The 24,562-nt window shown below is 70.9% G+C and carries 20 protein-coding genes and 1 pseudogene; 15 read left to right on the top strand and 6 right to left on the bottom strand.

Translation table 11 applies throughout. From position 1 onward, the window contains the following. A pseudogene (locus tag GH815_RS18835) lies at nucleotides 1-280 on the top strand (methyl-accepting chemotaxis protein); the annotation flags it as partial. A gap of 251 nt (nucleotides 281-531) precedes the next feature. On the opposite strand, the gene GH815_RS06995 reads toward GH815_RS18835, so the two are convergent. Then, a complete protein-coding gene (locus tag GH815_RS06995; RefSeq protein ID WP_153748041.1) occupies nucleotides 532-1,086 on the bottom strand; it encodes a helix-turn-helix domain-containing protein in 555 nt (184 codons plus the stop codon). 142 nt (nucleotides 1,087-1,228) lie between these two features. Between GH815_RS06995 and GH815_RS06990 the strand changes: the two genes are divergently transcribed. The 5 genes from GH815_RS06990 to GH815_RS06970 all read left to right on the top strand — a co-directional run bounded on the left by GH815_RS06990 (nucleotide 1,229) and on the right by GH815_RS06970 (nucleotide 6,085). Next, a complete protein-coding gene (locus tag GH815_RS06990; protein WP_153748040.1) occupies nucleotides 1,229-3,679 on the top strand; it encodes a GcvT family protein in 2,451 nt (816 codons plus the stop codon). Between the two features lie 98 nt (nucleotides 3,680-3,777). Next, a complete protein-coding gene (locus GH815_RS06985) occupies nucleotides 3,778-4,797 on the top strand; it encodes a hypothetical protein (RefSeq protein ID WP_153748039.1) in 1,020 nt (339 codons plus the stop codon). 118 nt (nucleotides 4,798-4,915) lie between these two features. Further along, on the top strand, nucleotides 4,916-5,332 hold the full coding sequence (gene crcB / locus GH815_RS06980) for a fluoride efflux transporter CrcB (protein WP_153748038.1): 417 nt from the start codon (nucleotides 4,916-4,918) through the stop codon (nucleotides 5,330-5,332). Continuing rightward, a complete protein-coding gene (locus GH815_RS06975) occupies nucleotides 5,332-5,736 on the top strand; it encodes a fluoride efflux transporter FluC (RefSeq protein ID WP_153748037.1) in 405 nt (134 codons plus the stop codon). The genes crcB and GH815_RS06975 overlap by 1 nt, the downstream gene beginning before the upstream one ends. Before the next feature lie 4 nt (nucleotides 5,737-5,740). Then, complete coding sequence (locus GH815_RS06970) at nucleotides 5,741-6,085, top strand: DUF190 domain-containing protein (protein WP_153748036.1); 345 nt, start codon at nucleotides 5,741-5,743, stop codon at nucleotides 6,083-6,085. Here the strand turns inward: GH815_RS06970 and GH815_RS06965 are convergent. Further along, nucleotides 6,058-7,089 (bottom strand): GlxA family transcriptional regulator, encoded by a 1,032-nt coding sequence (locus tag GH815_RS06965; protein WP_153748035.1) that lies wholly within the window; start codon nucleotides 7,087-7,089, stop codon nucleotides 6,058-6,060. The genes GH815_RS06970 and GH815_RS06965 overlap by 28 nt on opposite strands. 100 nt (nucleotides 7,090-7,189) lie before the next feature. Between GH815_RS06965 and GH815_RS06960 the strand changes: the two genes are divergently transcribed. Genes GH815_RS06960 through GH815_RS06945 form a run of 4 tightly spaced genes read left to right on the top strand, consistent with a single transcriptional unit; the run spans nucleotide 7,190 to nucleotide 12,262 of the window. Then, nucleotides 7,190-8,443 carry a sarcosine oxidase subunit beta family protein gene (locus tag GH815_RS06960; RefSeq protein WP_153748034.1) on the top strand — a complete coding sequence of 418 codons (1,254 nt, stop codon included), beginning with the start codon at nucleotides 7,190-7,192 and terminating at the stop codon, nucleotides 8,441-8,443. 8 nt (nucleotides 8,444-8,451) lie between these two features. After that, nucleotides 8,452-8,751 carry a sarcosine oxidase subunit delta gene (locus GH815_RS06955; RefSeq protein ID WP_153748033.1) on the top strand — a complete coding sequence of 100 codons (300 nt, stop codon included), beginning with the start codon at nucleotides 8,452-8,454 and terminating at the stop codon, nucleotides 8,749-8,751. Then, nucleotides 8,748-11,741, top strand: a complete 2,994-nt coding sequence (locus GH815_RS06950) for a sarcosine oxidase subunit alpha (RefSeq protein WP_153748032.1) — start codon at nucleotides 8,748-8,750, stop codon at nucleotides 11,739-11,741. The genes GH815_RS06955 and GH815_RS06950 overlap by 4 nt, the downstream gene beginning before the upstream one ends. 14 nt (nucleotides 11,742-11,755) lie before the next feature. Then, on the top strand, nucleotides 11,756-12,262 hold the full coding sequence (locus GH815_RS06945; protein ID WP_153748031.1) for a sarcosine oxidase subunit gamma: 507 nt from the start codon (nucleotides 11,756-11,758) through the stop codon (nucleotides 12,260-12,262). 23 nt (nucleotides 12,263-12,285) lie between these two features. Here GH815_RS06945 and GH815_RS06940 read toward each other — a convergent pair whose 3' ends face one another. Next, nucleotides 12,286-13,149, bottom strand: a complete 864-nt coding sequence (locus GH815_RS06940; protein ID WP_170290310.1) for an SH3 domain-containing protein — start codon at nucleotides 13,147-13,149, stop codon at nucleotides 12,286-12,288. A 187-nt stretch (nucleotides 13,150-13,336) separates the two neighbouring features. On the opposite strand from GH815_RS06940, the gene GH815_RS06935 reads away from it, so the two are divergent. The 3 genes from GH815_RS06935 (at nucleotide 13,337) to GH815_RS06925 (ending at nucleotide 17,467) form a co-directional block, all read left to right on the top strand. Next, nucleotides 13,337-14,083, top strand: a complete 747-nt coding sequence (locus tag GH815_RS06935; protein WP_153748029.1) for a sulfite exporter TauE/SafE family protein — start codon at nucleotides 13,337-13,339, stop codon at nucleotides 14,081-14,083. Between the two features lie 73 nt (nucleotides 14,084-14,156). After that, on the top strand, nucleotides 14,157-17,072 hold the full coding sequence (locus GH815_RS06930; RefSeq protein ID WP_153748028.1) for a CHAT domain-containing protein: 2,916 nt from the start codon (nucleotides 14,157-14,159) through the stop codon (nucleotides 17,070-17,072). Next, nucleotides 17,072-17,467 carry a hypothetical protein gene (locus GH815_RS06925; RefSeq protein ID WP_153748027.1) on the top strand — a complete coding sequence of 132 codons (396 nt, stop codon included), beginning with the start codon at nucleotides 17,072-17,074 and terminating at the stop codon, nucleotides 17,465-17,467. Before GH815_RS06930 ends, GH815_RS06925 begins: the two co-directional genes overlap by 1 nt. 51 nt (nucleotides 17,468-17,518) lie before the next feature. On the opposite strand, the gene GH815_RS06920 is transcribed toward GH815_RS06925, so the two are convergent. Continuing rightward, nucleotides 17,519-19,117 carry an inorganic phosphate transporter gene (locus GH815_RS06920; RefSeq protein ID WP_153748026.1) on the bottom strand — a complete coding sequence of 533 codons (1,599 nt, stop codon included), beginning with the start codon at nucleotides 19,115-19,117 and terminating at the stop codon, nucleotides 17,519-17,521. A 419-nt stretch (nucleotides 19,118-19,536) separates the two neighbouring features. Here GH815_RS06920 and GH815_RS06915 point away from each other — a divergent pair, with 419 nt between their 5' ends. After that, nucleotides 19,537-20,991, top strand: a complete 1,455-nt coding sequence (locus tag GH815_RS06915; RefSeq protein ID WP_153748025.1) for an alanine/glycine:cation symporter family protein — start codon at nucleotides 19,537-19,539, stop codon at nucleotides 20,989-20,991. 6 nt (nucleotides 20,992-20,997) lie between these two features. Then, nucleotides 20,998-22,068: a radical SAM protein gene (locus GH815_RS06910; protein WP_153748024.1), complete on the top strand. Its 1,071-nt coding sequence runs from the start codon at nucleotides 20,998-21,000 to the stop codon at nucleotides 22,066-22,068. On the opposite strand, the gene GH815_RS06905 is transcribed toward GH815_RS06910, so the two are convergent. After that, nucleotides 22,035-23,336: a glycosyltransferase family 2 protein gene (locus GH815_RS06905; protein ID WP_153748023.1), complete on the bottom strand. Its 1,302-nt coding sequence runs from the start codon at nucleotides 23,334-23,336 to the stop codon at nucleotides 22,035-22,037. The genes GH815_RS06910 and GH815_RS06905 overlap by 34 nt on opposite strands. After that, nucleotides 23,333-24,562, bottom strand: a complete 1,230-nt coding sequence (locus GH815_RS06900) for a glycosyltransferase family 2 protein (RefSeq protein ID WP_153748022.1) — start codon at nucleotides 24,560-24,562, stop codon at nucleotides 23,333-23,335. The genes GH815_RS06905 and GH815_RS06900 overlap by 4 nt, the downstream gene beginning before the upstream one ends.

Raw genomic sequence — 24,562 nt, 5'->3', positions numbered from 1 at the left:
GCTTGACCAGGTGACGCAGCAGAACGCCGCCATGGTCGAGGAAGCCACCGCCGCCAGCGCCACCCTGCGCCACGAGGTCGAAAGCCTGCGCGCTCAGATCGACCGTTTCCGGATCGGCCGGGACGACCGCGCGACGATGGTCCCGGCCCCGGCACTGGCTCCGGTCCTGGCCGCCGTGCCGAAGCGCCCGGCATTGGCGGCGGACAATACGGGCCTTGCCGATCCGGGGCGGCGGTCGGGCGAGGGGTTTGCCGCCGCGGCCGGGTGGCAGGATTTCTGAGCCCCGGCTGCGACCCGCCGAACCCGCCCGACTGCAAGGCCCGGGCACCCGCCGGAGAAACCGCGCAGTCTGCGCGCCGCGGATTGGGCCAGCCGAAGCGCGCTGGTTCTGGCCCCGGATCGCGCGGGCCGAACCGCGCTGGCCCTCGCCCCGGGTGGCGCAGTCCGAGACGCACCGTTCTTCGCCGCGGATTGGGCCAGCCGAACCGCGTCAATGCCACTGGGCCGGCAGGCGGTGGTGCGCGCTGGGGGTCAGTAGACCGGCGGGGATATGATCCAGATCACTTCGGCCGGGTCGTCGCCGGGGTTTTCCCAGGCGTAATCCTCGCCCGCGAACTGGAAACTGTCGCCGGGGGCCAGGTCGGCGGTCAGGGTGCCGATGTGCAGGATCAGCCGCCCCGAGATCAGCACGCCGCCATCCTCTCGGCCGCGGCCCCGGCGCAGCCCCGCGCTTGTCGAGCGGGGGGCAAAGACCGAGCGGATCATCTCGAACGCGCCGGTCAGGCCGGGCGACAGCAATTCCTCGGTCAGGCCGGTTTCGGGCGTGCCGATGCGGCCGCGATGGGCGGCGCGCACGATCCGGCCCTGTTCGGCGGGGTGCTGGGCCGAGGCGCGGAAGAAGAAGCTGATGTTCAGATCGAAAAGCCCGGCGATCCGGCCGAGATCCTGCACCGATGGCGTGCCGCGGTTACGCTCGACCTGGCTGAGCCAGCCGACGGAGCGCCCGAGCGCCGCGGCCATCTGCTGAAGCGTCATGCCGCGCGCCTTGCGCAATGCCCGGATATCGTCGCCGATGCTGCCGCTCATCTGTCCTCCGGGGCCGAGGATAGATCCGGGCGGGCGGGATGTGAAGAAGCGGGGCGCCGGGCCGCGTTGAAATGAAAAACGACTATTGATTTTTCACGCGGCCGCGCGCAGCCTGCCGCTGTTCCGATCCTTCAGGTGCGCCATGCCCGATCTTCCGTCCTCGGCCCGCGTCGTCATCATCGGCGGCGGCATTTCCGGCTGTTCGGTGGCCTATCATCTGGCCGAAATCGGCTGGACCGACATCGTGCTGCTGGAGCGCAGGCAACTGACCTGCGGCACGACATGGCATGCGGCGGGGCTGATCGGGCAGTTGCGGGCGAGCCAGAACATGACGCGGCTGGCGAAATATTCGGCCGACCTGTACCGGCGGCTGGAGGCCGAGACGGGGCTGGCCACCGGGTTCAGCCAGCGCGGGTCGATGACGGTGGCGCTGAGTGCGGACCGGCATGAGGAACTGTTGCGCCAGGCCTCGATGGCGCGGGCCTTCGGGGTCGAGGTGAACCCGCTGTCGCCCGGGGAAATCAAGGCGATGTATCCGCATCTGAACATCGCGGGCGTGGTGGGCGGCGTGCATCTGCCCGGCGACGGGCAGGCCGATCCGGCGAATATCGCGCTGGCGCTGGCCCGGGGGGCGCGGATGCGCGGCGCGCGGATCGCCGAGGGGGTCAAGGCGCTGCGCGTCACCGCCGACCGGGGGCGCGTGACCGGCGTGGACTGGCAGGCGGGCGAGGAAACCGGCCATATCGCCGCCGCGATGGTGGTGAATTGCGGCGGCATGTGGGGGCGCGACCTGGCCGCGCAGAACGGCGTGACGCTGCCGCTGCATGCCTGCGAACATTTCTACATCGTGACCGAGGCCATCGCGGGCCTGACGCAACTGCCCGTGCTGCGGGTGCCCGACGAATGTGCCTATTACAAGGAGGATGCGGGCAAGATGCTGCTGGGCGCCTTCGAGCCGGTGGCGAAACCCTGGGGGATGGGCGGCATCCGCGAGGATTTCTGCTTTGACCAGTTGCCCGAGGATTTCGACCATTTCGAGCCGATCCTCGAAAAGGCGGTGGCGCGGATGCCGATGCTGGCCGAGGCGGGGATTCACACCTTCTTCAACGGGCCGGAAAGTTTCACCCCGGATGATCGCTATTACCTGGGCGAGGCGCCGGGGCTGGCGGGCTACTGGGTGGCGGCGGGCTACAATTCCATCGGCATCGTGTCGTCGGGCGGGGCGGGGATGGCGCTGGCGCAATGGATGGACCGGGGCGCGCCGCCCTTCGACCTGTGGGAGGTGGATATCCGCCGCGCCCAGCCCTTTCAGCGCAATCGCCGCTATCTGCGCGAGCGCGTGACCGAGACGCTGGGCCTGCTTTATGCCGACCATTTCCCCTATCGCCAGATGACGCGCGCGCGGGGGCTGCGCCGGTCGCCCCTGCATGAGCATCTGAAGGCCCGGGGTGCGGTGTTCGGCGAGGTGGCGGGCTGGGAGCGCGCGAACTGGTTCGCGGAGGAGGGGCAGGCGCGCGAGTACCGCCATGACTGGGGCCGGCAGAACTGGTTCGCGAATGCGCGGGCCGAGCATCTGGCGCTGCGCGAGGGCGTGGGGCTGCTGGACATGTCCTCGTTCGGCAAGATCCGGGTCGAGGGGCGCGATGCCTGCGCGTTTCTGGACCGGCTCTGCGCCAACCGGATCGACGTGGACCCGGGCCGGATCGTCTATACCCAGATGCTGAACGCGGCGGGCGGCATCGAAAGCGACCTGACGGTGACGCGGCTTGCCGAAACCGCGTTCCTGCTGGTCGTGCCGGGGGCGACGGTGCAGCGCGACCTGGCCTGGCTGCGCGCGCATCTGGACGGGGCGGCGGCGGTGATCGTGGATGTCAGCGCGGCCGAGGCGGTGATCCCGGTGATGGGGCCGCGCTCGCGCGCGCTGTTGCAGCGCGTCAGCCCGGACGATTTCTCGAACGCGGGGTTTCCGTTCGGCACCGCGCGCGAGATCGAGATCGGCCTTGGGCTGGCCCGGGCGCAGCGGATCAGCTATGTCGGCGAACTGGGATGGGAGCTGTACGTTTCCACCGAACAGGCGGCGCATGTCTTCGAGGAACTGGAGGCCGCGGGCGCCGATCTGGGGCTGAGGCCCTGCGGGCTGCATGCGATGGACTCTTGCCGGATCGAGAAGGGCTATCGCCATTTCGGCCATGACATCACCGACGAGGATCATGTGCTGGAGGCCGGGCTTGGCTTTGCGGTCAGGACCGACAAGGGCGATTTCATCGGCCGCGAGGCGGTGCTGCGCAAGCGCGCGGCGGGGCTGTCGCGCCGCCTGGTGCAGTTCCGCCTGACCGATCCCGCGCCGATGCTGTTTCACAACGAACCGATCCTGCGCGATGGCCGGATCGTCGGGCAGATCGGCTCGGGCGCCTATGGCCACACGCTGGGCGGGGCGGTCGGGCTGGGCTATGTGCCCTGCACCCGGCCGGGCGAACCGGCGGCCGAGATGCTGGCCGCGCGCTACGAGATCGAGGTTGCGGGCCGGGTCTTTGCGGCCGAGGCAAGCCTTGTGCCGATGTATGATCCGGGGTCCGCGCGCGTGCTGTCCTGAGTCCGCGGCGACGGAAGCGGGGGATGCGCGATGATTGGACCGATTGACGCCTTGGCCGCGATCTGCGACGTCGCAAGCCCATTGTCTGCGAGGCGATCATGAAGGACACGCCGCTCGACCGGTCCGAACAGGCCCTGCTGGCCGTTATCTGCGAAATGGATGCCGAGGGCGGCGCCGTCGAGCGCGACGCGCTGTCGGTTCGCGCGCGCGGGCGCGGGCTGGAGGTGGCCCGGCCGCTGTCCGGGCTGGTCGCCCGGGGCCTGATCGAGGAAATCCAGCGCCGCCCGCTGCTGCTGGCGCGGGTGTTCGGCGCGCGGCAGCGGCTGGTGCTGAAGCTGACCGATGCCGGGCGGGCCGCCGGGACAGGCGTGGAAGCGGACGAGACGGAAGCGGTTCCCGAGGCTGTGCCGGTTGCGGTGGAACCTGTGGCGGTGGAGGCTGTTGCGCCGGAGCCTGTGGCGGTGGAACCGCCCGTGGTGCCGGAACCCGCCGCGGAACCTCCCGAACCCGAGGTGCCCGAACCCGACGCCCCTGCGGACGAACCGGCCGCGGAGACCGCCGCCCCGGCCGAGGCCCCAAAGGCCCCGCCGCCGCGCGCGCCGCGCCCGGATCGCAAGACGGTCAAGGCGTTTACCGACGAGTTGGGCGGGGCGCCGGTCTCGCAGGGTGGCGTGTCGCTGTCGCATGGCGTCGAGCCCGAAGTGATGGACGGCATCCGCGACGTGCTGGCGGGTTTCGGCATGGAACTGACCTTTGCCGGCGAGGCGCTGGTGGGTGCGCGGGTGTCCGCGGGCGCGACCGCGGGCGATGCGCTGTGCGAGGTGGTGCTGTTCGCCTTTGCCCATGCCGTGCGCGAGGATGTGGCCAGCGGCGGCGCGCTTGTTGCGCTGGGGCTGGGGGATTATGCCGCCGAAATGGCCGGGGAATTGCGCAAGCTTCATGCCGCCGGGCTGATCGGGGCGGACCGGATCGAGGCCGATCTGGCCCGGCTTGTCGCCCTGACCGAGGACGGCCCCGCGCGCGAGGCGCTGGCCGCCGGGATCCTGTCCGATCCGGTCGGGGGGCTGTTGCCGACCGCGCTGTTGCCCGAGGAACTGCGCCCGGCGGGCGAAGCATAGGCGCCTGTTGCATGGCCCGGTCACGCTGCCAGGCTTGGCGCATGTCACCACGCCGCCGCGCATGTTCCCAAGGGGCTGACCCGCAGGCGGGGCCGGGCGGCGTGTGCCGGAGGGCGGGATGGCAGAGGCGCTGATTGCCCTTGGGCTTGTCGCGCTGGGGGGCGCGGTCGGCAGCGTGGCGCGGTTCTGGCTGTCGGGCGTGGTCGCGCGCCGGTTCGGCGAGACATTTCCGCTGGGCACGCTGACGGTGAACGTCACCGGCGCCGTGGCGATCGGCGTTCTGGCGGCGCTGCTGCTGGCGCCGGGAACGCATGAGATAGGGAACCGGACGCTGTGGGCGGGGCTCGCGGTCGGGATTCTGGGCAGTTATACTACCGTGTCCTCCTTTTCGCTTCAGACGCTGGCGCTGGCGCGCAATGGCGAGACGGGGCGCGCGCTGGCCAATATCGTGCTGTCGCTTGCGCTTTGCCTTGCGGCGGCGGCGGGGGGGTGGCTGGGGACCAGCCATGCGCTGACGGTCTGGGGCGTGCGGTGATGGCGCAGCGGCGGCTGTATCTGGCGGTTGCGCTTGGCGGGATGACCGGCGCGGTGGCGCGCAGCCTGACATCGCTGGGATTGCTGCATCTGCTGGGGCCGGGCTTTGCCTGGGGCACGCTGGCGGTGAATGTGCTGGGCTCGTTCCTGATCGGGCTTTATGCCACCCTGACCGAGCCCGGCGGGCGGGTGTTTGCAAGCCCGGCGCAGCGCCAGTTCGTGCTGGCGGGGTTCTGCGGTGGCTTTACCACCTTTTCGATCTTCAGCCTTGAAACATTGCTGCTGGTCGAACGCGGCGCGCCGGGGCTGGCGGCGCTGAACCTGGGCGCCTCGGTGCTGTTGTGGCTGCTTGCGGTCTGGGGCGGCTACCTGATGGGTCTGCGGATCAACCGTCTGAAAGGATGACGCCATGACGCAAACAACCGAGGCCACGCTGCTGCGCCTGTTCATCGGCGAAAGCGACGAACATGCGGGCCGCCCGCTGCACGAGGCCATCGTGCTGAGGGCGCGCGAGATGGGGCTTGCCGGGGCGACCGTGATGCGCGGCGCCCTAGGCTATGGCCGCTCAAGCCGGTTGCATACATCGAAGATCCTGCGGCTGTCCGAGGATCTGCCGGTGGTGATCGAGATCGTGGACAGGCCCGAGCGGATCGAGGCGTTCCTGGCCGAGACCGAGCCGATGCTGGGCAGTTGCCTGGTGACGCTGGAAGCGGTGCGGATCCTGCGCTACGGCCATGATGGCGGCATGAGCTGAGCCCCGCCCGACCGCGCCGCGCGGCCCCGCCATGCGGCGGGGGTCATGCCCTCGGCCTGACGAAAGGCGCGGATCAGGTGCGAGGCGTCGCAAAAGCCGGTGGCGGCGGCGATCTGGGTCACGGACCGGTCCGAGCGGTCGAGCAACAGCCGCACCTGCGCCAGCCGCACCCGCAGGAAGGCGGCGTTGGGGGACAGCCCCAGCGCCTCGTGGAAATGGCGTTCCAGCTTGCGGCGGCTGACACCCAGACGATCCGCCACCGCGGCCACGTTGGGGGGCGCGTCCATGTTCTGCTGGATGTGCAACAGCGCCTTGCGCACCAGCGGATCGCGGGTCTTCAGGTCGAGCGGCAGGCCCGGTTGCGGATCGTCCCCGGCCATGTCCTCGGCGATGATCATGATGCGCAGGCTTTTCTGCGCGGCGGCCCGGCCGATATGGCGCTCGACCAGAAAGGCGGCCAGATGCGCCGAACTGGCCCCGCCCGAACAGGTCAGCCGGTCGCGATCCACCACGAAGATGCGGTCCGAGACCGGCATCAGCCCGTCGAACTGTTCCAGGAAATCGTCATGGTGAAACCAGCTGACGCAGCAGCGATAGCCCTGCATCAGTCCGGCGCGGTGCAGCACGAAGGCGCCGGTGCAGACGCCGACCAGCGGTATCCGTGCCTCGGCGGCGCGGCGCAGGAAGGCGGTGTAATCGGGGTCGAGCCGGGCGATCTCGTCGATCAGGCCGCCGATGACGACGATGTAATCGAAGCGCGCCGGATCGCCCAATGGCTCGTCCGGGCCGACCGCGATGCCGCAGCTCGAGCGCACGGGGTCCATGCTGGCCGACAGCACCTTCCAGCTGCAATGGATCGGGCGCGAGCGGTCGCCCTCGTCCGCGGCGAGGCGCAGCACGTCGACGAAATTGGCAAAGGCCGAGAGCGTGAAGCGCCGCGCCAGAACGAAGCCCACGCGCAGGCGCGGGCGAAAGGGCGGCGCGGGGGAAAGGGGTCTGGCCATGACGCGATCATAATGCGGTTCTGTCGCATTCCTACTGTGATTTCGCGCCGGTTTCTGCGAGGTTCGGTCCACGCGGAATCCGCCGCCCGAGGAGTGCGCCATGACCCGTTTCTCTGCGATGTCGCTGTTGAAGAACGCGCTGACCGGCCAGAAGGGCTGGCGCGAGCAATGGCCCGACAGCCAGCCCAGGGCGGAATACGATGTGGTCATCGTCGGGGCGGGCGGGCACGGGCTGGGCGCGGCCTATTACCTGGCGAAGGAGCACGGGATCACCAATGTCGCGGTGATCGACAAGGGCTGGCTGGGGGGCGGCAACACGGGCCGGAACACGACGATCATCCGGTCGAACTACCTTTATGACGAAAGCGCGCGGCTTTACGATCATGCGGTGGATCTGTGGGAGGGGCTGAGCCAGGAGCTGAACTACAACGTCATGTATTCGAAGCGCGGCGTGATGATGCTGGCGCATAATGTCCATGACATCCACAGCTTTCAGCGCCACATCCATGCCAACCGGCTGAACGGGGTGGACAATGCGTGGCTGACACCGGGCGAGGCCAAGGTGTTCTGCCCGCCGCTGAACATCTCGCCCAAGGCGCGCTACCCGGTGCTGGGGGCGGCGTTGCAGATGCGGGCGGGCACGGCGCGGCATGATGCGGTGGCCTGGGGCTATGCGCGGGCGGCGGCGGCGCGCGGCGTGGACATCATCCAGAACTGCCCCGTCACCGCGATCCGGCGCGGGCCCGATGGCGCGGTCACGGGGGTCGAGACCGCCCGCGGTTTCATCCGCGCCAAGAAGGTCGCGGTGTCGGCGGCGGGGCATACCAGCGTGCTGATGGACAGCGCGGGCCTGCGGATGCCGCTGGAAAGCTATCCGTTGCAGGCGCTGGTCAGCGAGCCGGTCAAGCCCTGTTTCCCCTGCGTGGTGATGTCGAACACGGTGCATGCCTATATCAGCCAGTCCGACAAGGGCGAGCTGGTGATCGGCTCGGGCACCGACCAGTATACCAGCTATTCGCAACGCGGCGGCCTGCCGCTGATCGAGCATACGGTGGCCGCGATCTGCGAGGTGTTCCCGATCTTCAACCGGATGCGGATGCTGCGCAAATGGGGCGGCATCGTGGACGTGACGCCCGACCGCTCGCCCATCCTGGGCAAGCTGCCGGTGCCGGGGCTTTACGTCAATTGCGGCTGGGGCACCGGCGGGTTCAAGGCGACGCCGGGGGCCGGGCATCTCTTGGCCTGGACCGTGGCGAAGGACGCGCCGCACCCGATCAACGCCCCCTTCACGCTGGAGCGGTTCACCACCGGCCGGCTGATCGACGAGGCGGCGGCGGCCGCCGTCGCACACTGAGGTTCAAGATGCTGCTGATCCATTGCCCCTATTGCGACGAGACCCTGCCCGAGGCCGAGTTTGCCTATGCCGGCGAGGCCCATATCGCGCGGCCCGCCGATCCGATGGCGACCAGCGACGAGGAATGGCGCGATTACCTGTTCATCCGCACCAATGCGCGCGGCCCGCATTACGAACGCTGGCGCCATGTCCATGGCTGCGGGCGGTTCTTCAATGCCCTGCGCGACACGGTCAGCGACCGGTTCCTGATGACCTACAAGGCGGGCGTGCCGCGTCCCGACCTGCCCGCGACGGAGGACGCGCAATGAGCCGCTATCGCATTCCGGGCAAGGGCCGCGTGGATCATGCCGCGCCGGTGCGGTTCAGTTTCGACGGGCGCAGCTATATGGGCCTGCGCGGCGATACGGTGGCTTCGGCGCTGCTGGCCAATGGCGTGCATCTGATGGGGCGGTCCTTCAAGTATCACCGCCCGCGCGGCGCCGTCACCGCCGGGTCGGAGGAGCCGAACGCGCTGATCGGCACCTCGCGCGGCAAGGGCCGGGCAGAGCCGAACACCCGCGCCACCATGCAGGAATTGCGCGCGGGGCTGGTGGCGGAAAGCCAGAACAGGTGGCCGGGGCTGGGATTTGATGCGGGCGCGGTCAATGACCTGCTTTATCCGCTGTTCTCGGCCGGGTTCTATTACAAGACCTTCATGTGGCCGCGCGCCTTCTGGGACAGGCTTTACGAGCCGGTGATCCGTGCTGCGGCGGGGCTGGGCCGGGCGCCCGGCGAACCCGATCCGGACCGCTATGCCTCGCGCTACCTGCATGCCGATCTGCTGGTTGTGGGGGCGGGGCCTGCGGGGCTGGCGGCGGCGCGGGCGGCGGCGCGCGCGGGGCTGCGGGTGACGCTGGTGGACGAGCATGCCGAGATGGGCGGCGCGCTGCTGTCCGATCCGGGCGTGGTGATCGAGGGGCGCCCGGCCTGGGACTGGCTGGCCGCGGTGCTGGAGGAATTGCGCGGGCTTGGCGTGCGGCTGATGTGCCGGACCACGGCCATCGGCTATTATCACCAGAACATGATCGGGCTGTGCGAGCGGCTGACCGACCATCTGGACAGCCCGCCCGAGACCGCCCCGCGCGAACGGCTGTGGCGGGTGCGGGCGGCGCGGGTGGTGCTGGCGCAGGGCGCGATCGAAAAGCCGCTGGTCTTTGACGGCAATGACCGGCCCGGCGTGATGCTGGCGGGGGCCGCGCAGACCTATCTGCACCGCTTCGGCGTGCTGGTGGGCAGGCGGGCGGCGGTCGTCACCGCGCATGACAGCGCGTATTTCGCGGCCTTCGACCTGGCCGATGCGGGGGTACGGATCGCGGTTCTGGTGGACACGCGCGACGCGCCCCCGGCGGACCTGCTGGATCAGGCGCGGCGCCGCGGGATCGAGGTGCTGGCGGGCCATAGCGTGACCGCCACGGCGGGGCGGCTGCGCATCCGGTCGGTCCGGGTGAACCGGGTTCGGGACGGGCAGGTTGCGGGCGGGCGGGCCATTGCCTGCGACTGCCTGCTGATGTCGGGCGGCTGGACGCCGTCGCTGCACCTGTTCTCGCACACGAAGGGCAGCCTGATCTGGGACGCGGCGGCGCAGACCTATCTGCCGGGCGAGACCATCGAGGATTGCCATGTGGCCGGCGCGGGCCGGGGGCTGTGGGGCTATGGCGCCGTGCTGGCCGATGGCGATGCCGCCGGGGTGGCCGCGGCCAGCGCGCTGGGGCGCGCGGCGGCCGGGGCGGCGCCCGCGGTGGCCCATGACCGCACCGGCAGCGGCGAGGCGCAGCGCGAATTGCCCAGCGACATGGCCCCGAGCCTTGCGCGCGCCTTTGTCGATTTCCAGAACGACGTGACCGCCAAGGATATCCGCCTGGCCGTGCGCGAGGGGATGAAATCCATCGAGCATGTCAAGCGCTACACCACCACCGGCATGGCGACCGATCAGGGCAAGCTGTCGAACATCAACGGCTTGATGATCGCCGCCGACATGCTGGGCAAGGCGCCGCCGCAGGTGGGGCTGACCACGTTCCGCCCGCCCTATACGCCCACGACATTCGGCGCGCTGGCGGGCTATCACCGGGGCAGCCATTTCGAACTGACGCGCAAGACGCCCATCGACGCCTGGGCCGAGGAACGGGGCGCGGTGTTCGAACCCGTCGCGCAATGGCGCCGCGCCTGGTACTTCCCCCGCCCCGGCGAGGACATGGAGGCGGCGGTGGCGCGCGAATGCCTGGCCACGCGCGCCTCGGTCGGGATCTTTGACGCCTCGACCCTGGGCAAGATCGAGGTGGCGGGCCCCGATGCGGTCGAGTTCATGAACCGCATGTATACCAACCCCTGGAGCAAGCTGGCGCCGGGGCGGACGCGCTATGGGCTGCTTCTGGGCGAGGACGGCTTCATCCGCGACGATGGCGTGATCGGGCGGCTTGCGGACGATCTGTTCCATGTCACCACGACCACGGGCGGGGCGGCGCGGGTGCTGACGATGATGGAGGATTACCTTCAGACCGAATGGCCCGATCTGCGGGTCTGGCTGACCTCGACCACGGAACACTGGGCGGTTGCGGCGCTGAACGGGCCGAATGCGCGCAAGGTGCTGGAACCGCTGGTCGAGGGGCTGGACATCTCGAACGACGCCTTCCCGCACATGTCGGTGACCGAATGCCGTGTCGCGGGCATCCCCGCGCGGCTGTTCCGGCTGAGTTTCACGGGCGAGCTGGGCTTCGAGATCAACGTGCCCGCGCGGCATGGTCCGGATCTGTGGCGGGCGCTGATGGCGGCCGGGGCGGCCCATGACATCTGCCCCTATGGCACCGAGACGATGCATGTGCTGCGCGCCGAAAAGGGCTTCATCATCGTGGGGCAGGACACCGACGGCACGGTGACGCCCGCGGATGCGGGGCTGGGCTGGGCCATCGGCAAGGCCAAGCCCGATTTCGTCGGCAAACGGTCGCTGTCGCGGCCCGACATGGTGGCGCCGGGGCGCAAGCAACTGGTCGGGTTGCTGACCGAGGATGGCGCCGTCCGGCTGGAGGAAGGCGCGCAGATCGTGGACGATCCGGCCCGGCCGCTGCCGATGCGGATGGTGGGGCATGTCACCTCGTCCTACCGTTCGGCCACGCTGGGGCGGTCGATCGCGATGGCGCTGATCGAGAACGGCCATTCCCGCATGGGCGAATTGGTCCATGTCCCGATGCCGGGGCGCACGCATCGCGCGCGGATCACCGGAACGGCGTTCTATGACCCCGATGGCGCCCGGATGAAGCTGTGAGGAAAGGATATCCCATGCAAGTCACGGTCGAGGAACTGGCCCCGGTCGCGCGGTTTTCCCTGCGGGTGCGCGACAAGGGCGTGGCGGCGGTGGGCAAGGCGCTGGGGCTGACCCTGCCGGGCCGGATCGGGGAGCGCGCCGACAGGGGCGATCTGGCGGTGCTGTGCCTTGGCCCCGACGAATGGCTGCTGACGGCACCCGAGGAGGCGCGCGCGGGCATCGTGGCCGATCTGGCCGGGATCTATGCACGCGCGCCGCACAGCCTGACCGACATTTCGCATCGCGAGGTCGGTTTCCGCATTTCCGGGCCTGCGGCCGCAACGCTGCTGTCCATGGGCTGCCCGCGCGATCTGGACCGGCTGGCACCGGGCCGCGGGGTGCGCACGCTGTTCGACAGCGCAAGCGTCATCCTGTGGCGCGACGGGCCAGACATGTTCCGCATGGATGTCTGGCGGTCCTTTGCGCCGCATGTGCGCAGCCTGCTGGAGATCGGGCAACAGGAACTGGCCGCCGGTCTGTAGGCGGCGCCGGCCCGCGATGGGCGTCAGCCTTCGCGCAGGTAGCGCCCGTTCACCCAGCCCGTCACCTCGACCCCGCCGGTGGTCTGGATTCGGCACCAGCGCGTCTGGCCGGTCTGCTGGCAGCCAAGGTTGCGCACCCGCGCGCCCGCGGCAAGCCGCCCCAGAACGGTGCTTTGCGCCGAGGGCTGCGCCCGGATGTTCAGCGTGTCGCCCGCAGGCAGGCCCGAGACGACATAGAAATCGGGGCCACCCGCGATGGGGGGCTGGACCACGGCCGGGCCGCGCGATTCGCGCAGGTAGCGGCCCGCCACCCAGCCGGTGACATCCATGCCCGTGATCGACCCGATCCGGCACCAGCGCGCGCCATCGGCGACGCGGCAGCCCAGATTGCGCACGATCTCGCCCTCGCGCAGCGTGGCCAGCGCCGGGGACGCGGCCGAGGGGTCGCGCCGCACGTTCAGCGGCGAGCCCGCGGGAAGCCCCTGAACCGCCCAGAAATCCGGCCCGCCGTCGATGTCGCCCGCCGGCGGCGCGGCGCCGCCCTGCACCAGAAACCGCCCGGCGACATAGCCCGAGACGGAGCCATCCACCGCCTCGATCTGGCACCAGCGCGCGGTGCCGCCGCCGATGCATCTGCCCATGCGCACCCGTGTGCCATAGCCGATGGTGCCGACGACGGGGAACATCGTTGCCGGGCCGCCGCGCACATTGACCCGGGCATTCGGTGCGATCCCGCCGATGGTCGTGACATCGGGGCCGGTCACGGGTTCGGCCCGGGGGGTTGCCTGTGCGTGGGCGGGCGGGGCGGCAGCCCAGGCCAGCAGCAGCGCGGTGCAACCAAGGAAAATCAGCGGCTTGAGGGAAATTCCATTCGTCAATCCAGGCATTTCCGGCTCTCCAGGGAACGGGATCGCGTTTCGCTGGCGGCAGGGTAGCACGCGGCGGGACATTTCCTACGCGATTCGCCGGGGCCTGCCCTGCGGGGCGGCGCAGGCTTGCGCTTTGGCGCGTCAGGGCCGAGTGATGGGGGGCCTGCCGCGCGACCGGCGGGCCGGATCGTGGAGCCGCCCCGCCTTGGACAGTGCAACCCTGTTTCTTGCCGCCGCCTTTCTGGGGGTCGCGGCGCTTTATGCCTCGGTCGGGCAGGCCGGGGCGTCGGGCTATCTGGCGGTGATGGCGCTGGCCGGGTTTGCCGCCCCGGCGATGAAGACCACGGCGCTGGCGCTGAACATGGCGGTGGCGGGCATCGGCACGGTGCTGTTTCTCAGGGCCGGGCGGCTTGGCTGGCGCAATGTCTGGCCGTTCGCGGTGCTGGGCTTTCCGTTCTCGATGCTGGGCGGGGCCGTGCATCTGCCCGAGCGGGTCTATTTTCCGATCGTCGGCGCGGTGCTGATCCTGTCGGCCGCCCAGATGGCCCGCACGGCGCTGCGCGGGCCAACCGGGCTGGCGCGGCCGCCGCGGCCGCCGCCCATTGCCGCGGCGCTGTTCACCGGGGCGGCGATCGGCTTTGTCTCGGGCACGACCGGCACCGGGGGCGGCGTGTTCCTGGCGCCGGTGATCCTGGCGATGAACTGGGGCACGCCGCGCCAGACGGCTGCGACCTGCGCGGTCTACAACCTGATGAATTCGGCCGCGGCGCTGTTGGGCGCCCATGCGGTCTGGGACCAGATCCCCGCGGCGCTGCCGCTGTGGCTGATCGCGGTTGCCCTGGGCGGCAGCATCGGCGCGGTGATCGGCAGCCGCTATCTGTCCGACCGCTGGCTGCGCGGGATCCTTGCGCTGCTGTTGCTGGGTTCGGGGCTGAAGCTGCTGCTGGAGTGAGCGCGCCGCCGCAGTTGCGCGCAAGCGGGCTTCGGCCCTATCCTTGGGGCGTGCGTTGCGGGAAGGCGCCAGCATGCCGAATGCCGCTGCCCTGGGGGACTCCGAACTGGACTGGTCCGGTTTCGACCGGGCCTGCATGCCCGCGCATCTTGAGGCCGCGCGGATCGTTGCCGCGTTGATGGCGGGCGGGCAGGGGCCCGCGCCGGAAAGGCTGGCGGCCGATGCTGCCGGGCAGGTGGCCCTGCGGCTGCGCCAGCGGCAGCTTTCGGGCCATGCCCTGCCGCCCGGGGCGGTGGCCTATGCCGAGGCGGTGGGCGCGCGGGCCGCGGCGCTGGGGCGGGGCGCCGATACCGCGCCGGGGGATGCGTTCACGCGCGCGCTGTTGCAGGTCAATGCGCTGATGGCGCCGGGGATGGCGGCGGGCGAGGCCGAGGCCGCGCTGGCGGATCTGGCGCGGGCCGAGGAGAGGCTGGAGGCGATCGGCGCGGCCGGCTCCCCGCGCGAGGCGGCGGAACTGGAGGATTACCGCGCGCTGATCCAGTCTGCGCGCGGCCGTGCCCTTGTCCTTGCGGGGCGCCATGACGAGGCCGAGCGCGCGTTCTGGGCCATCGTCGCGCTGCGCGAGGCATCCAGCGTGACCCATGACGCGCTGTTTGCCGAGGTGATCGCCTATGTGGACCGCTTCGGCGCCCGCTATCCCGACCGCGCGCTGAGCCGGTTGATCCCGCTGGTGCGCCACAGCCTGGCCGATCTGGCGCTGCCCGAACGGGTCGTGCTGCTGATGACGCTGGCCGATCTGTATCGCGGTGTCGGCGATGTCGCGGGCGCCCGCCATCTGGTCGAGGATGCTGCCGGAACGCTGGCCGAGGCGGGGCTGCCGCTGCCCGAAACCGCCCCGCCGCAGGCGGTTCTGGATGCCGTTGCGGCGCTGTCGCTTGTGCCGCTGAACGGCCAGCCGCCGGGCGCGACAGAGCGGTTCGCGCGCTTCAGCGGGGTGATGACCGCGCTGATGAAACGGGCCAACATCCTGCGCCAGAGCAGCGAGGCGGGGCAGGTGCATCTGGCGGCGTTCCAGCGGCTGAGCGATCTGGGCGACAGGGCGATGGCGCGGTCCGCCGCGCTGGCCGCCGAACCCGATCCCGATGAGGTGCATATCGCCGCGGCGCTGGCCGATGCCGACCTGACCGCGCCGCCGCCGCTGCCCTATGTGCCGCTTGATCTGGGCGCCTCGCGTCGGCTGGATGCGCTGGCGGACCGGGCCGAGGCCGAGGGGGCATCGGTCGCGCTGGCCGCGGAACTGGAGGCGCTGGCGGAGGATCCGGGGCTTCAGCCGGTGCTGGCGGCGCAGGCGCTGACGCAGGCGGCAGGCATGTGGGCGGATCTGGGCGTGCCCGAGCGCGCAAGCGGGGATTACCGGCGCGCGGCCCGGATCGCGCAGCAGGCCGACGATCTGTGGCAGGATATCCAGGCGGTGCTGGGGCTGTCGCTGTTGCCCGACGACACGCACCCGCCCGAGCGCAAGCGCGCCGATCTGCGCGCGCTGGTCGAGCGGATCGAGGCCCGCCGCGCCCGGCTGAACGCGGCCTATCTGCCCTCGGCCTTCATGGCGGACAAGGTGCTGCCCTATCTGGCGGCGGCGCATATGGCGGGCAAGGCGGGCGATCATGCCGAGCGGCTGCGCCTGCTGGACCGGCTGCGCGCGCAGGAAATCCATGGCCCGCCGCTGGCCGCGCCCGCCACCGACCCGCTGCGCCGCGAGGTGATCGCGCTGTCCGGGCGGCTGCGCGCCGAGCCCGACCCCGAACGCGCCGCCCGGCTGCGGATCGAGCGGCGGCTGGCCTGGGACGAGCTGATGATCGCGCGGCCGCGCCTGCGGCCCGATTTCGAGCTTGCCGCGCTTCAGGCCCGGCTGGGCGGGGCGGCGGTGCTGAGCGCGTTCTTCATGGCGCCCGATGTGCTGGACCTGACGCTGATTACCGCGGGCGAGGTTGTTCAGGTCCGCCGCCTGCTGTCCGAATGGCCCGATTTCGCGGCGCGTCTGGCGGCGGTGTTGCAGCCAAGCCGGCTGAGCCTGGATCTGCCCGCCCATCTGGCGGCGCTGGCCGATATCCTGCTGCCCGAGGCGTTCCGTCCGGCGCTGGCCGCCGCGCCGGAGCTTGCCATCGTGCCGCATCGCGCGTTGCACGGCCTGCCCTGGGGGGCGCTGCCGCTGGACGGGCAGCCGCTGATCCTGGGCCGCCCGGTGGCGACGGTGCCGAACCTGACCGCGCTGACCCGGCCCGGCCGGTGCTGGCCCGCCGCGCCCCGGTTCCTTGGCGTTGCCACCCGCAGCACCACGGCGACCGATGCAGCCGGGCGGCGCCTGATCGACCTGCCGCAGGCCGAGGCCGAGGCGCGCGCCGCCGCCGCGCAGTTCCGCCATGGCGCGACGCTGCTGGGGGCCGGGGCCACGCGGGCGGCGTTCCTGTCCGATCCGCGGCTGGGTGCGGCCGATACGGTGCTGGTCGCGCTGCATGGGACCGATGTGGCCGATCCCGCGCTGGCCCGCGCGCCGATGGAAACGACGCTGGCGCTGTGCGACGGGGCGATCGACGGGATCGACCTGGCCTGTCTGGCGCTGTCGGCGGGGCTGGTGGTCAGCACCGCCTGTTATTCGGGCCGCCGCGCCGCGCGGATCGAGGGGCTTGAGACGCTGCCCGCGGATGCGCTTTACGGGCTTCAGGCGGCGTTCCTGCTGGCCGGGGCGGGGGCGGTGCTGGCGCCGCTCTGGCGGGCGGGGGATGCCACGGCGCACCGGATCGCCGGGCATCTGTTCGAGGCGCTGGGGCAGGGCGCGCGCCCGGCCGAGGCGCTGCACCGCGCGATCCGCGCCTATCTGGACAGCCCCGGCCTGCGCCGGGTCGAGCGCGACCCCTATGCCTGGGCGCCCTATGCGCTCTGCGCGTTTTCGCCCGCGATCTTTGCCTTTGGCAGCCAAGGAGAAAGCTGATGGACCAGACCCGTATCCTGCTGGAGGCGGAATTGCCGCCCGGCACCGACCCCGAGATCGCCCGCGAAGCCGCCGCGCTTCTGCAAGAGGCCATCGCGGGCCAGCCCGACCTGGCCGAGCCCGAGGTCAGCCTGGGCGCCGAACGCGCCAGTGCGGGGATCGCGCTGATCATCGACGCGCTGGTAAGCTATGCGCCGCATCTGGTGGCCGCCGCTGCCGGGGCGACCACGATCTTCAAGGCGATCGAGGCCGCCAAGGCGCTGATCGCCGCGCGCCCGCGCGACAAGGGCCTGAGCCCCGCGCAACGGCTGATCGCGGAACTGCCGCTGGAGCGGATCATGCTGGAACTGGAGGACGGCACCCGCGTTCCGCTGACCCAGCTGGTCCGCACATAGCGCGCGCGGCTCAGTCCCGGTTGCGGGGCTTGTCGCGCCCCGGCGCCGGGATCAGGGCATCAGGATCCCGCGCAGGGTGTAGTAGATCAGCGCGGACAGCACCGCCGTTGCGGGCACCGTGACGATCCAGGCGGCGAAGATGCGCAGCATCAGGCTGCGGTTCACCAGGTCGCGCCTGTGCGCGCGGTCCAGTACCTTGCGGTCTTCGCGGTCCAGCGGCGCGGGCACCCCGGCGCGGTTGCGCGCCTTGAGGTCGGCCAGCATCGCCTTGCGCGCGCCGAAGGGCGTTGCGTGGAAGCGGGCGATGAACTGCTCGGCCGCGGCGCTGTCGCCCTGCGGGTGATGGGCGCGGATCTCGGCGATGATCGCGGCGTGGCGGGTTTTCAGCTTTTCGCGCAGGAAGCCGACGCCCAGCACCGCGCCCACCGTGACATGGGTGGTCGAGATCGGCAGGCCGAGCTGGCTGGCAAGGATCACGGTCATGGTGGCCGACATGGCGATGCACCAGGCGCGGATCGGGTCGAGATCGGTCAGTTCGTCGCCGATGGTGCGGATCACCCGCGGGCCATAGGTCAGCAGGCCGATCAGCAGCCCGATCGCGCCCAGCACCAGCACCCAGAGCGGGATCGCGGCCCTGCCGTGGAACTCGCCCGTGCCAAGCGCATCGACGATGCCCGCCAGCGGCCCGATGGCATTGGCCACGTCGTTCGAGCCATGCGCGAAGGACAGCGCCCCGGCCGCCAGGATCAGCGGGATGCCCAGCAGGCGGTTCACGCCGTCCTTGCTGTTCTCGATCCGGGTCAGGCGCCGGGCGACATGGCCGCGCATCAGCCCCCAGACCGCCAGCGCCACGATCAGCCCGCCCAGAACCGCCATGGAGGTCGTGACATCGACGATTTTCGACAGGCCCTTGAGCAGCAGGTAGACGGTGAAGGCCCAAGCCATTGCCGCGGCCAGGAGCGGCACGCCGCGATAGGCGGCGGCGCGCAGGTCCGGCTGATAGGTGATGCCGCGCTTGACGAGGTACAGGCAGAGCGCCGCAAGCGCCGCCCCGATCATCGGCGAAACCACCCAGGACGCGGCGATGTTGCCCATCACGCCCCAGTTCACCACGGCCGGTCCCGCCGCCGCGATCCCGGCGCCCAGCACGCCGCCGACGATGGAATGGGTGGTCGAGACCGGCGCCCCGACCGCGGTGGCCAGGTTCAGCCAGACCGCCCCCGCCAGCAGCGCGGCCAGCATCGCCCAGACATAGGCCTGGGTCGAGGGAATCAGCGCGGGGTCGATGATGCCCGAGCGGATCGTTCCGACCACCTCGCCGCCCGCGATGATCGCGCCCGCGGCCTCGCACAGGGCGGCCATGACCAGCGCGGCGCCGATCGGCATGACCCGCGCCCCGACGGTCGGGCCGATATTGTTGGCAACGTCATTGGCCCCGATATTCAGCGCCATGTACCCGCCGAACCCGGCAGCCAGCGCAAGCAGGAGGGCGTTTTCGCCCGATCCGGTCGCGGCATAGACGGCGGCGCAGATCAGGAAGGCGCCTGCGATGGCAAGGCGCCCGGTGGTCCCGCGCCACCCCGCCGGAGCGGTCAGGCGCAGGTCCGCATCCTTGGCGGCTGATGCGGGAAAGCCGGTATCGGTCGGCATGTTCAACTCCTGTGACCGCCGATTCCCGGGGAACCGTCAGCCGTGGGCATGACCGCGGGCAGATTAGGCCGCTTCCGTGTCGGGAGAAATCGGCGCACTCGCCGCACCTGTCGGGGGGCGGCACGGCCGCCATGGCCCCGCGAACGGGGTCTTGCCGGATGCAGATGCAGGGTCGCTGGGTGGGTCATTTCATCCGTCGTCCTGGCGCCCGACTACAGGATGACGCGGAGAGTCGCCATACATGGTCCGCCAAGAAAATGCTCGCCCTGCGGGGCCATCGTCTGAATACTGGTCAACAGGGGCCGCAAGCGCGCGCCCGCCTGCGCAGGGATCGGTGCGCCGGGCGCGCTGCGGCAGGATGACCGTGGGCCGGGCGATGCCGCCCAGGCCGCCGCACCGGGGAACAGGGGGGCGATGCAATGGGCGCGATCGAGGATTTCTTCAACCTGATTTCGGACCTGACATGGGGCTGGGCGCTGATCCCGTTTCTGGTCGTGCTCGGGCTGTTCTTTACCGTGGTCTCGAAATTCGTGCAGTTCCAGTATTTCACCACGATGTTCCGCGTCCTGCGCCCCGACCCCGAGGCCGGGCGGCGCGGCCATGTCAGTTCGCGCGAGGCGCTGCTGGTGTCGGTCGGCGGGCGCGTGGGCGGCGGCAACATCGCCGGTGTGGCGGTCGCGATCACGCTGGGCGGGCCGGGGGCGGTGTTCTGGATGTGGGCCATCGCCATTGTCGGCATGGCCACCAGCCTGTTCGAATGTACCCTTGCCCAGACCTTCAAGCAGGATCAGGGCGACGGCACCTATCGCGGCGGCCCGGCGCGCTACATCACGCATGGGCTGGGGCCGGATTACCGCTGGCTTGCGGTGCTGTACGCGGTCTGCCTGATCGCGGCCTTCGCCTTTGGCTTCAACGCCTTCCAGGGCAACACGGTGGCGGGTGCGGCGCAGGAAAGCCTGGGGCTTGACCGGCTGTGGACCGGGATCGGGCTGGCCGTCATCACCGGGCTGGTGGTCTATGGCGGGATCAAGCGCATCGCCAAGGTCGCCGATGTCATCATCCCGGTCATGGCAATCGGCTATCTGGCGATGGCGCTGTTCATCGTGCTGATCAACATCACCGAGGTTCCCGGCATGATCTGGCAGATCGTCGCCAATGCCTTTGGCTGGCAGGAGGCGGTGGGCGGCGGCATGGGGGCGGCGATCTCGCAGGGGTTGCGGCGGGGGCTGTTCTCGAACGAGGCGGGGCTGGGGTCAGCGCCCAATGTGGCCGCCGTCGCCTATGTGCCGCATCCCGTCAACCAGGGCATCGTGCAGGCGTTTTCGGTCTTCATCGACACGATCATCATCTGTTCCTGCACCGCCTTCGTGATCCTGCTGGGCGATGTCTATCAGCCGGGCGCGGCGATCGACGGGGTGGTGCTGACGCAGCAATCGCTGGTCTCGCATGTGGGCGGATGGGCGAGCTATTTCCTGACCGGGGCGATCCTGCTGTTCGCGTTCAGCTCGATCATCTACAACTATTACCTGGGCGAGAATGCGTTGACCTTCCTGACCGGCGAGAGGCCGATGGCGCTGCATGTGCTGCGGCTGGCAATCGTCGGGGTGGTGTTTGTGGGGGCCATCGCGCCGGGGGCGACGGCGGTGTTCTTCTTCTCGGACCCGCTGATGGGGATCCTTGCGCTGGTCAACCTGCTGGCGCTGGCGATGCTGTTTCCCACGGCGCTGCGGGTGCTGAACGATTTCCGCGCGCAACAGGCGGCGGGCAAGGTGCCGGTCTTTGACCCGGCCGATTTCCCCGATCTGGATCTGGACCGCAGGGCCTGGAGCGATGCCGCGGCGGATGTGCCGAAGGCCAAGGCCAGTTCGGGCTGATGCCAGATGCGGGATCGGCTGCAAGCGGCGTATCGGGCAGCGTGCGAGAGTGTCGCGCGGGACGCGCGCCAGAGTTCTGCGCGGGACGCGCGCGCCCCTGCGCCGCGCCCTTGCCGTGGGCCGCTGCGCGAGATTTCCATCGAGCTGACAAGCCGCTGCAACCTGTCCTGCGCGATGTGCAGCGTCTGGAAGGGTGGGCGCGACGGGCTGGCGCAGGACCGCATCCTGGCGCTGCTGGCCGAGGCCCGCAGCCTGGGCGCGCGGGTCTTTACCGCCTGCGGCGCCGAGCCCTTCATGCGCAAGGACATCATCGCGATCCTGAACGAAGCCGCGCGGCTGGGCTATGGGCGGATTTCGCTGGTGAGCAATGGCAAGCTTTTGCCGCGCCATGCCGAACGGCTGGCCGCCATTCCGGGGCTTAGCATCGGGGTCAGCATCGACGGCCCCGAGGAGGTGCATGACGCGCTGCGCGGGCCGGGCAGCTATCGCGCGGCGCTGGCGGGGTTGCGGGCGCTGTGCGCGCAGGGCGTATCGGTGCATCCGAACGCGGTGCTGATGCGGCCGACGCTGGCCGGGATCGACCACCTGATCGCGCTGGCGGTGGAACATGGGCTGGGCGAAATCTCGGTCCAGCCGTTCCAGCCCGAGATTGCCTGGGACCAGCCCGATCACCGCGCATGGCAGTTCGACCCCGACAGCCGCGCCGAGGTTGCGGCGGTGCTGGGCCGGCTGCTGGACGACGCGCGGCTGGCCGGGATCCGCATCGCGACCGAGGCGATGTTTCCCGCGATGCTGCCCTATCTGTTCGACGGGCTGCGCCCGGTGCCGCCCGGGGGCTGCACGCTGCCGGGCCGGTTCCTGCTGGTCACCGGGCGGGGCGAGACCTTTCCCTGTTTCTTCATGCGCGGGCAGTCGATGGGCAATGTCGCCGAGGGCGTGCGCCTGCGCGACATCTGGCATGGCCCGGTCCAGCGCCGCATGCAGGCGCGCGGGCAGGCGGGCGATTGTCCCGGCTGCCTGGCCGGGTGTTCCGATGTTCCGGCTTATGACGCGGCGGCGGGGCTGGTCAGGTCATAGCCCAGATCGCGGGCCAGCGGACCGGCGATGGCGCGGATGCGGGCGGGGCAGGGGGCGGCGTGACGGGGCTGTGCGGGGCAGGCCAGAAACCCCGCCGCCCCGCTTGCGCGTGCCAGCAGCAGGCGGCGCAGCGCATCGGCCAGCAGGGCGGGATCGGCCAGTGCATCCTCAAGCCGCAACTCGCCATAGCGCGCCCCGGCACACAGCGCGGCCTGCCGGGCACAGGCGATCCGGCGCAGCCATGCCTCGGCATGCGCCCTTTGGGCGGCATCCCCGGCGGGCGCGTCCTGCGCGGGATGGGTCATGAGGTGCAGCACCGGCGGCCCGCCGGGGGCAGGGGCCGCTACCGGCGCGATCCGCAGGCCGGGCAGGTGCAGGGCAACATCTTCGGCCGCCGCCGCGCCGGGGCCGCAGATCAGCCCCAGATCGGTGCCGGGCGGCGGGGGCGGCGCGGGTTCGGCCGGGCGGGGGCGGAACACCGGCAGGCGGTCAACCGCATCCTGATGCGACCAGCCTGCATCGGCGCTGCGGAACAGGGCATTGCCGGGCGGGGTCACGTCATGGCGCGCGGCGCCCATGCGCGAGCCGTGCCAGCGCCGCGCCAGATCGGCCGGGGCAAAGACCCGCGACAGGTAATCGGCCCGGATCCGGTCGAGCGACAGGCCCGGGTAATGGCGCAGCCGCAGGCTGACCGGCGAGCGCGCGGGCGTGATCGAATGGCCGCCCGTGCGCATCCACAGGTCAAGCGGCGCAGAGGCGCGGAACAGCCGCTGCTTGGGGTCGCGCTCGCGGAAGGGGATATAGGCGCGCATCGTCGTCTCGAAGCTGGCGGGGTCATGCGTTTCATCCTCGGCGCGGGGCAGGAACATGTATTCGGTGCAGTCGAAGGCCAGCACGGGGGCATCGTCCCACAGCGCCAGCATGTCGCGCAGCGGTGTGCCATCGGGGCTTTCGACGAATTCATCGGCATCGGCGTGCAGCACCCAGCCATCGCCGCCAAGATCGCGGATGATGTCGCGTTTCTGGCGCAACTGGCGGGTCAGGTCGAACACGCCGTCGAACGGGACATGCGCGATCCGGCTGACCGGGGCGCCCAGATGCGCGCGCGCGATGGCGGGGCTGTCATCGGTCGAGCCGTGATCCAGAACGATGGTTTCTGCCCCCTGCCGGGCAAGGTGATCGAGCAAGCGGCCCAGCGTCTGCGCGGCGTTGCGGCAGGTCAGGATCGCCGTCAGCCGCGGCATCCGGCCGGGGGGCGGGGCTTTCATCGCCGCGCCAGCAGGTAGGCGGTGACATCGGCCAGCGCCGCGGGCAGGCGCCCCGCATCCCGGCTGCGCGCCAGATGGGCGCGGGCCGCTTCCGATCCGCGATGGGCGGCGCCGACGATGCGGGGCCAGTCGCCGCCGCCCGCCAGCGCCGCGTGGAACCAGCCATCCGCCAGCCCCAGTTCGCCCGCGCGGGCAAAGGCCGCCCGCGCATCCCCGCGCAACAGCCCGGCCTGCCGCAGATGGCCAAGCTCCAGCGCGGCGGCGCCATCGCCGAGCCGCGCCAGCCGCACCAGAACCCGCCCGGCCGCGGCCCGGCGCGCGGGATCGGTGCGGGCGATCTGTCCGGCAACCTCTGCGCCGCGGCCCGGCATCGTCGCGATCGGCAGGCCGAGCGCGCGGAACAGGCGCAGCCGCCGGGCGAACTGGCCGGGGTGCATCACGGCCAGATATTCCTCGTGCTTGCGCAGGTTCAGCGCGGCCAGATCGCCCAGATTGGCCAGCGGCACATGCCCCGCGCGCAATGCCGCAAGGCTCATCGCCAGAACGGGGAAGCGGCGGAACAGGCGCGCGCGGTGAAATTCCTCGACCGCCGCGGCATAGCGCAGGGGATCGGTGCGGTCGCGAAACAGCATCGGTTCGGGGATCTCGATCTGGGGGCCCGCGCGCAGGATTCCGGTCATCAGCACCCAGTCATAGGCGTTCATGGCGCGGCGCGGAAAGGCGGCGCGGGCGATGGCCGTGCGCATCAGCCCGTACATCCGCGTGCCGCCGGGCGCGGCAAGGTAGCGGCGCATCCGCTGCACCACGGGGCCATCCAGCGTGTCGGTGCGCGGGCCGTCGATGCGGCCGATCCAGCGGCAGCGCGGCAGGGCCGAAACCGCCCGCGCGTCGCGCGCCAGCACGTTCAGGCATGACTCGAGGAACCGCGGCCCCCAGTAATCATCGGCGGCCAGCCAGACGAAGAACGGTGTGTCGGCGCGCTCAAGCCCGGTGGCAAAGTTCATCACGCCCAGCCGCGCGGGCTGGCGCAGCGCGGTGATCCGCGGGTCCGCGGCCGCGGCGGCCTGTGCCAGCGCCCATGTTCCGTCGCCCGAGGCATCGTCGGCCACGATCAGCCGCCAATCGCCCACGGTCTGCGCCCGGACCGAGGCGATGGCGCGGTCCAGCGTCGTTTCGGCCTCGCAGGCGGGCATGCAGATCGTCACGCGCGGCGGCGGCCCGGACAT

Source organism: Rhodovulum strictum, assembly GCF_009649175.1.
Classification (GTDB): Bacteria; Pseudomonadota; Alphaproteobacteria; order Rhodobacterales; family Rhodobacteraceae; genus Rhodovulum; species Rhodovulum strictum.
The sequence above is the reverse complement of the archived record's forward strand: the minus strand, read 5'-3'. Positions and strand labels throughout refer to the sequence as shown.

Bases quoted from the DNA above. Each gene is read 5' to 3' on its own strand.
- GH815_RS06985 (WP_153748039.1), top strand. From the start codon at position 3,778: ATGAAGGACACGCCGCTCGACCGGTCCGAACAGGCCCTGCTGGCCGTT.
- GH815_RS06900 (WP_153748022.1), bottom strand. From the start codon at position 24,562: ATGTCCGGGCCGCCGCCGCGCGTGACGATCTGCATGCCCGCCTGCGAG.
- GH815_RS06915 (WP_153748025.1), top strand. From the start codon at position 19,537: ATGGGCGCGATCGAGGATTTCTTCAACCTGATTTCGGACCTGACATGG.
- GH815_RS06955 (WP_153748033.1), top strand. From the start codon at position 8,452: ATGCTGCTGATCCATTGCCCCTATTGCGACGAGACCCTGCCCGAGGCC.
- GH815_RS06950 (WP_153748032.1), top strand. From the start codon at position 8,748: ATGAGCCGCTATCGCATTCCGGGCAAGGGCCGCGTGGATCATGCCGCG.
- GH815_RS06905 (WP_153748023.1), bottom strand. From the start codon at position 23,336: ATGAAAGCCCCGCCCCCCGGCCGGATGCCGCGGCTGACGGCGATCCTG.
- GH815_RS06965 (WP_153748035.1), bottom strand. From the start codon at position 7,089: ATGGCCAGACCCCTTTCCCCCGCGCCGCCCTTTCGCCCGCGCCTGCGC.
- GH815_RS06910 (WP_153748024.1), top strand. From the start codon at position 20,998: ATGCGGGATCGGCTGCAAGCGGCGTATCGGGCAGCGTGCGAGAGTGTC.
- GH815_RS06990 (WP_153748040.1), top strand. From the start codon at position 1,229: ATGCCCGATCTTCCGTCCTCGGCCCGCGTCGTCATCATCGGCGGCGGC.
- GH815_RS06960 (WP_153748034.1), top strand. From the start codon at position 7,190: ATGACCCGTTTCTCTGCGATGTCGCTGTTGAAGAACGCGCTGACCGGC.
- GH815_RS06995 (WP_153748041.1), bottom strand. From the start codon at position 1,086: ATGAGCGGCAGCATCGGCGACGATATCCGGGCATTGCGCAAGGCGCGC.
- crcB (WP_153748038.1), top strand. From the start codon at position 4,916: ATGGCAGAGGCGCTGATTGCCCTTGGGCTTGTCGCGCTGGGGGGCGCG.
- GH815_RS06925 (WP_153748027.1), top strand. From the start codon at position 17,072: ATGGACCAGACCCGTATCCTGCTGGAGGCGGAATTGCCGCCCGGCACC.
- GH815_RS06940 (WP_170290310.1), bottom strand. From the start codon at position 13,149: ATGCCTGGATTGACGAATGGAATTTCCCTCAAGCCGCTGATTTTCCTT.
- GH815_RS06970 (WP_153748036.1), top strand. From the start codon at position 5,741: ATGACGCAAACAACCGAGGCCACGCTGCTGCGCCTGTTCATCGGCGAA.
- GH815_RS06920 (WP_153748026.1), bottom strand. From the start codon at position 19,117: ATGCCGACCGATACCGGCTTTCCCGCATCAGCCGCCAAGGATGCGGAC.
- GH815_RS06930 (WP_153748028.1), top strand. From the start codon at position 14,157: ATGCCGAATGCCGCTGCCCTGGGGGACTCCGAACTGGACTGGTCCGGT.
- GH815_RS06945 (WP_153748031.1), top strand. From the start codon at position 11,756: ATGCAAGTCACGGTCGAGGAACTGGCCCCGGTCGCGCGGTTTTCCCTG.
- GH815_RS06975 (WP_153748037.1), top strand. From the start codon at position 5,332: ATGGCGCAGCGGCGGCTGTATCTGGCGGTTGCGCTTGGCGGGATGACC.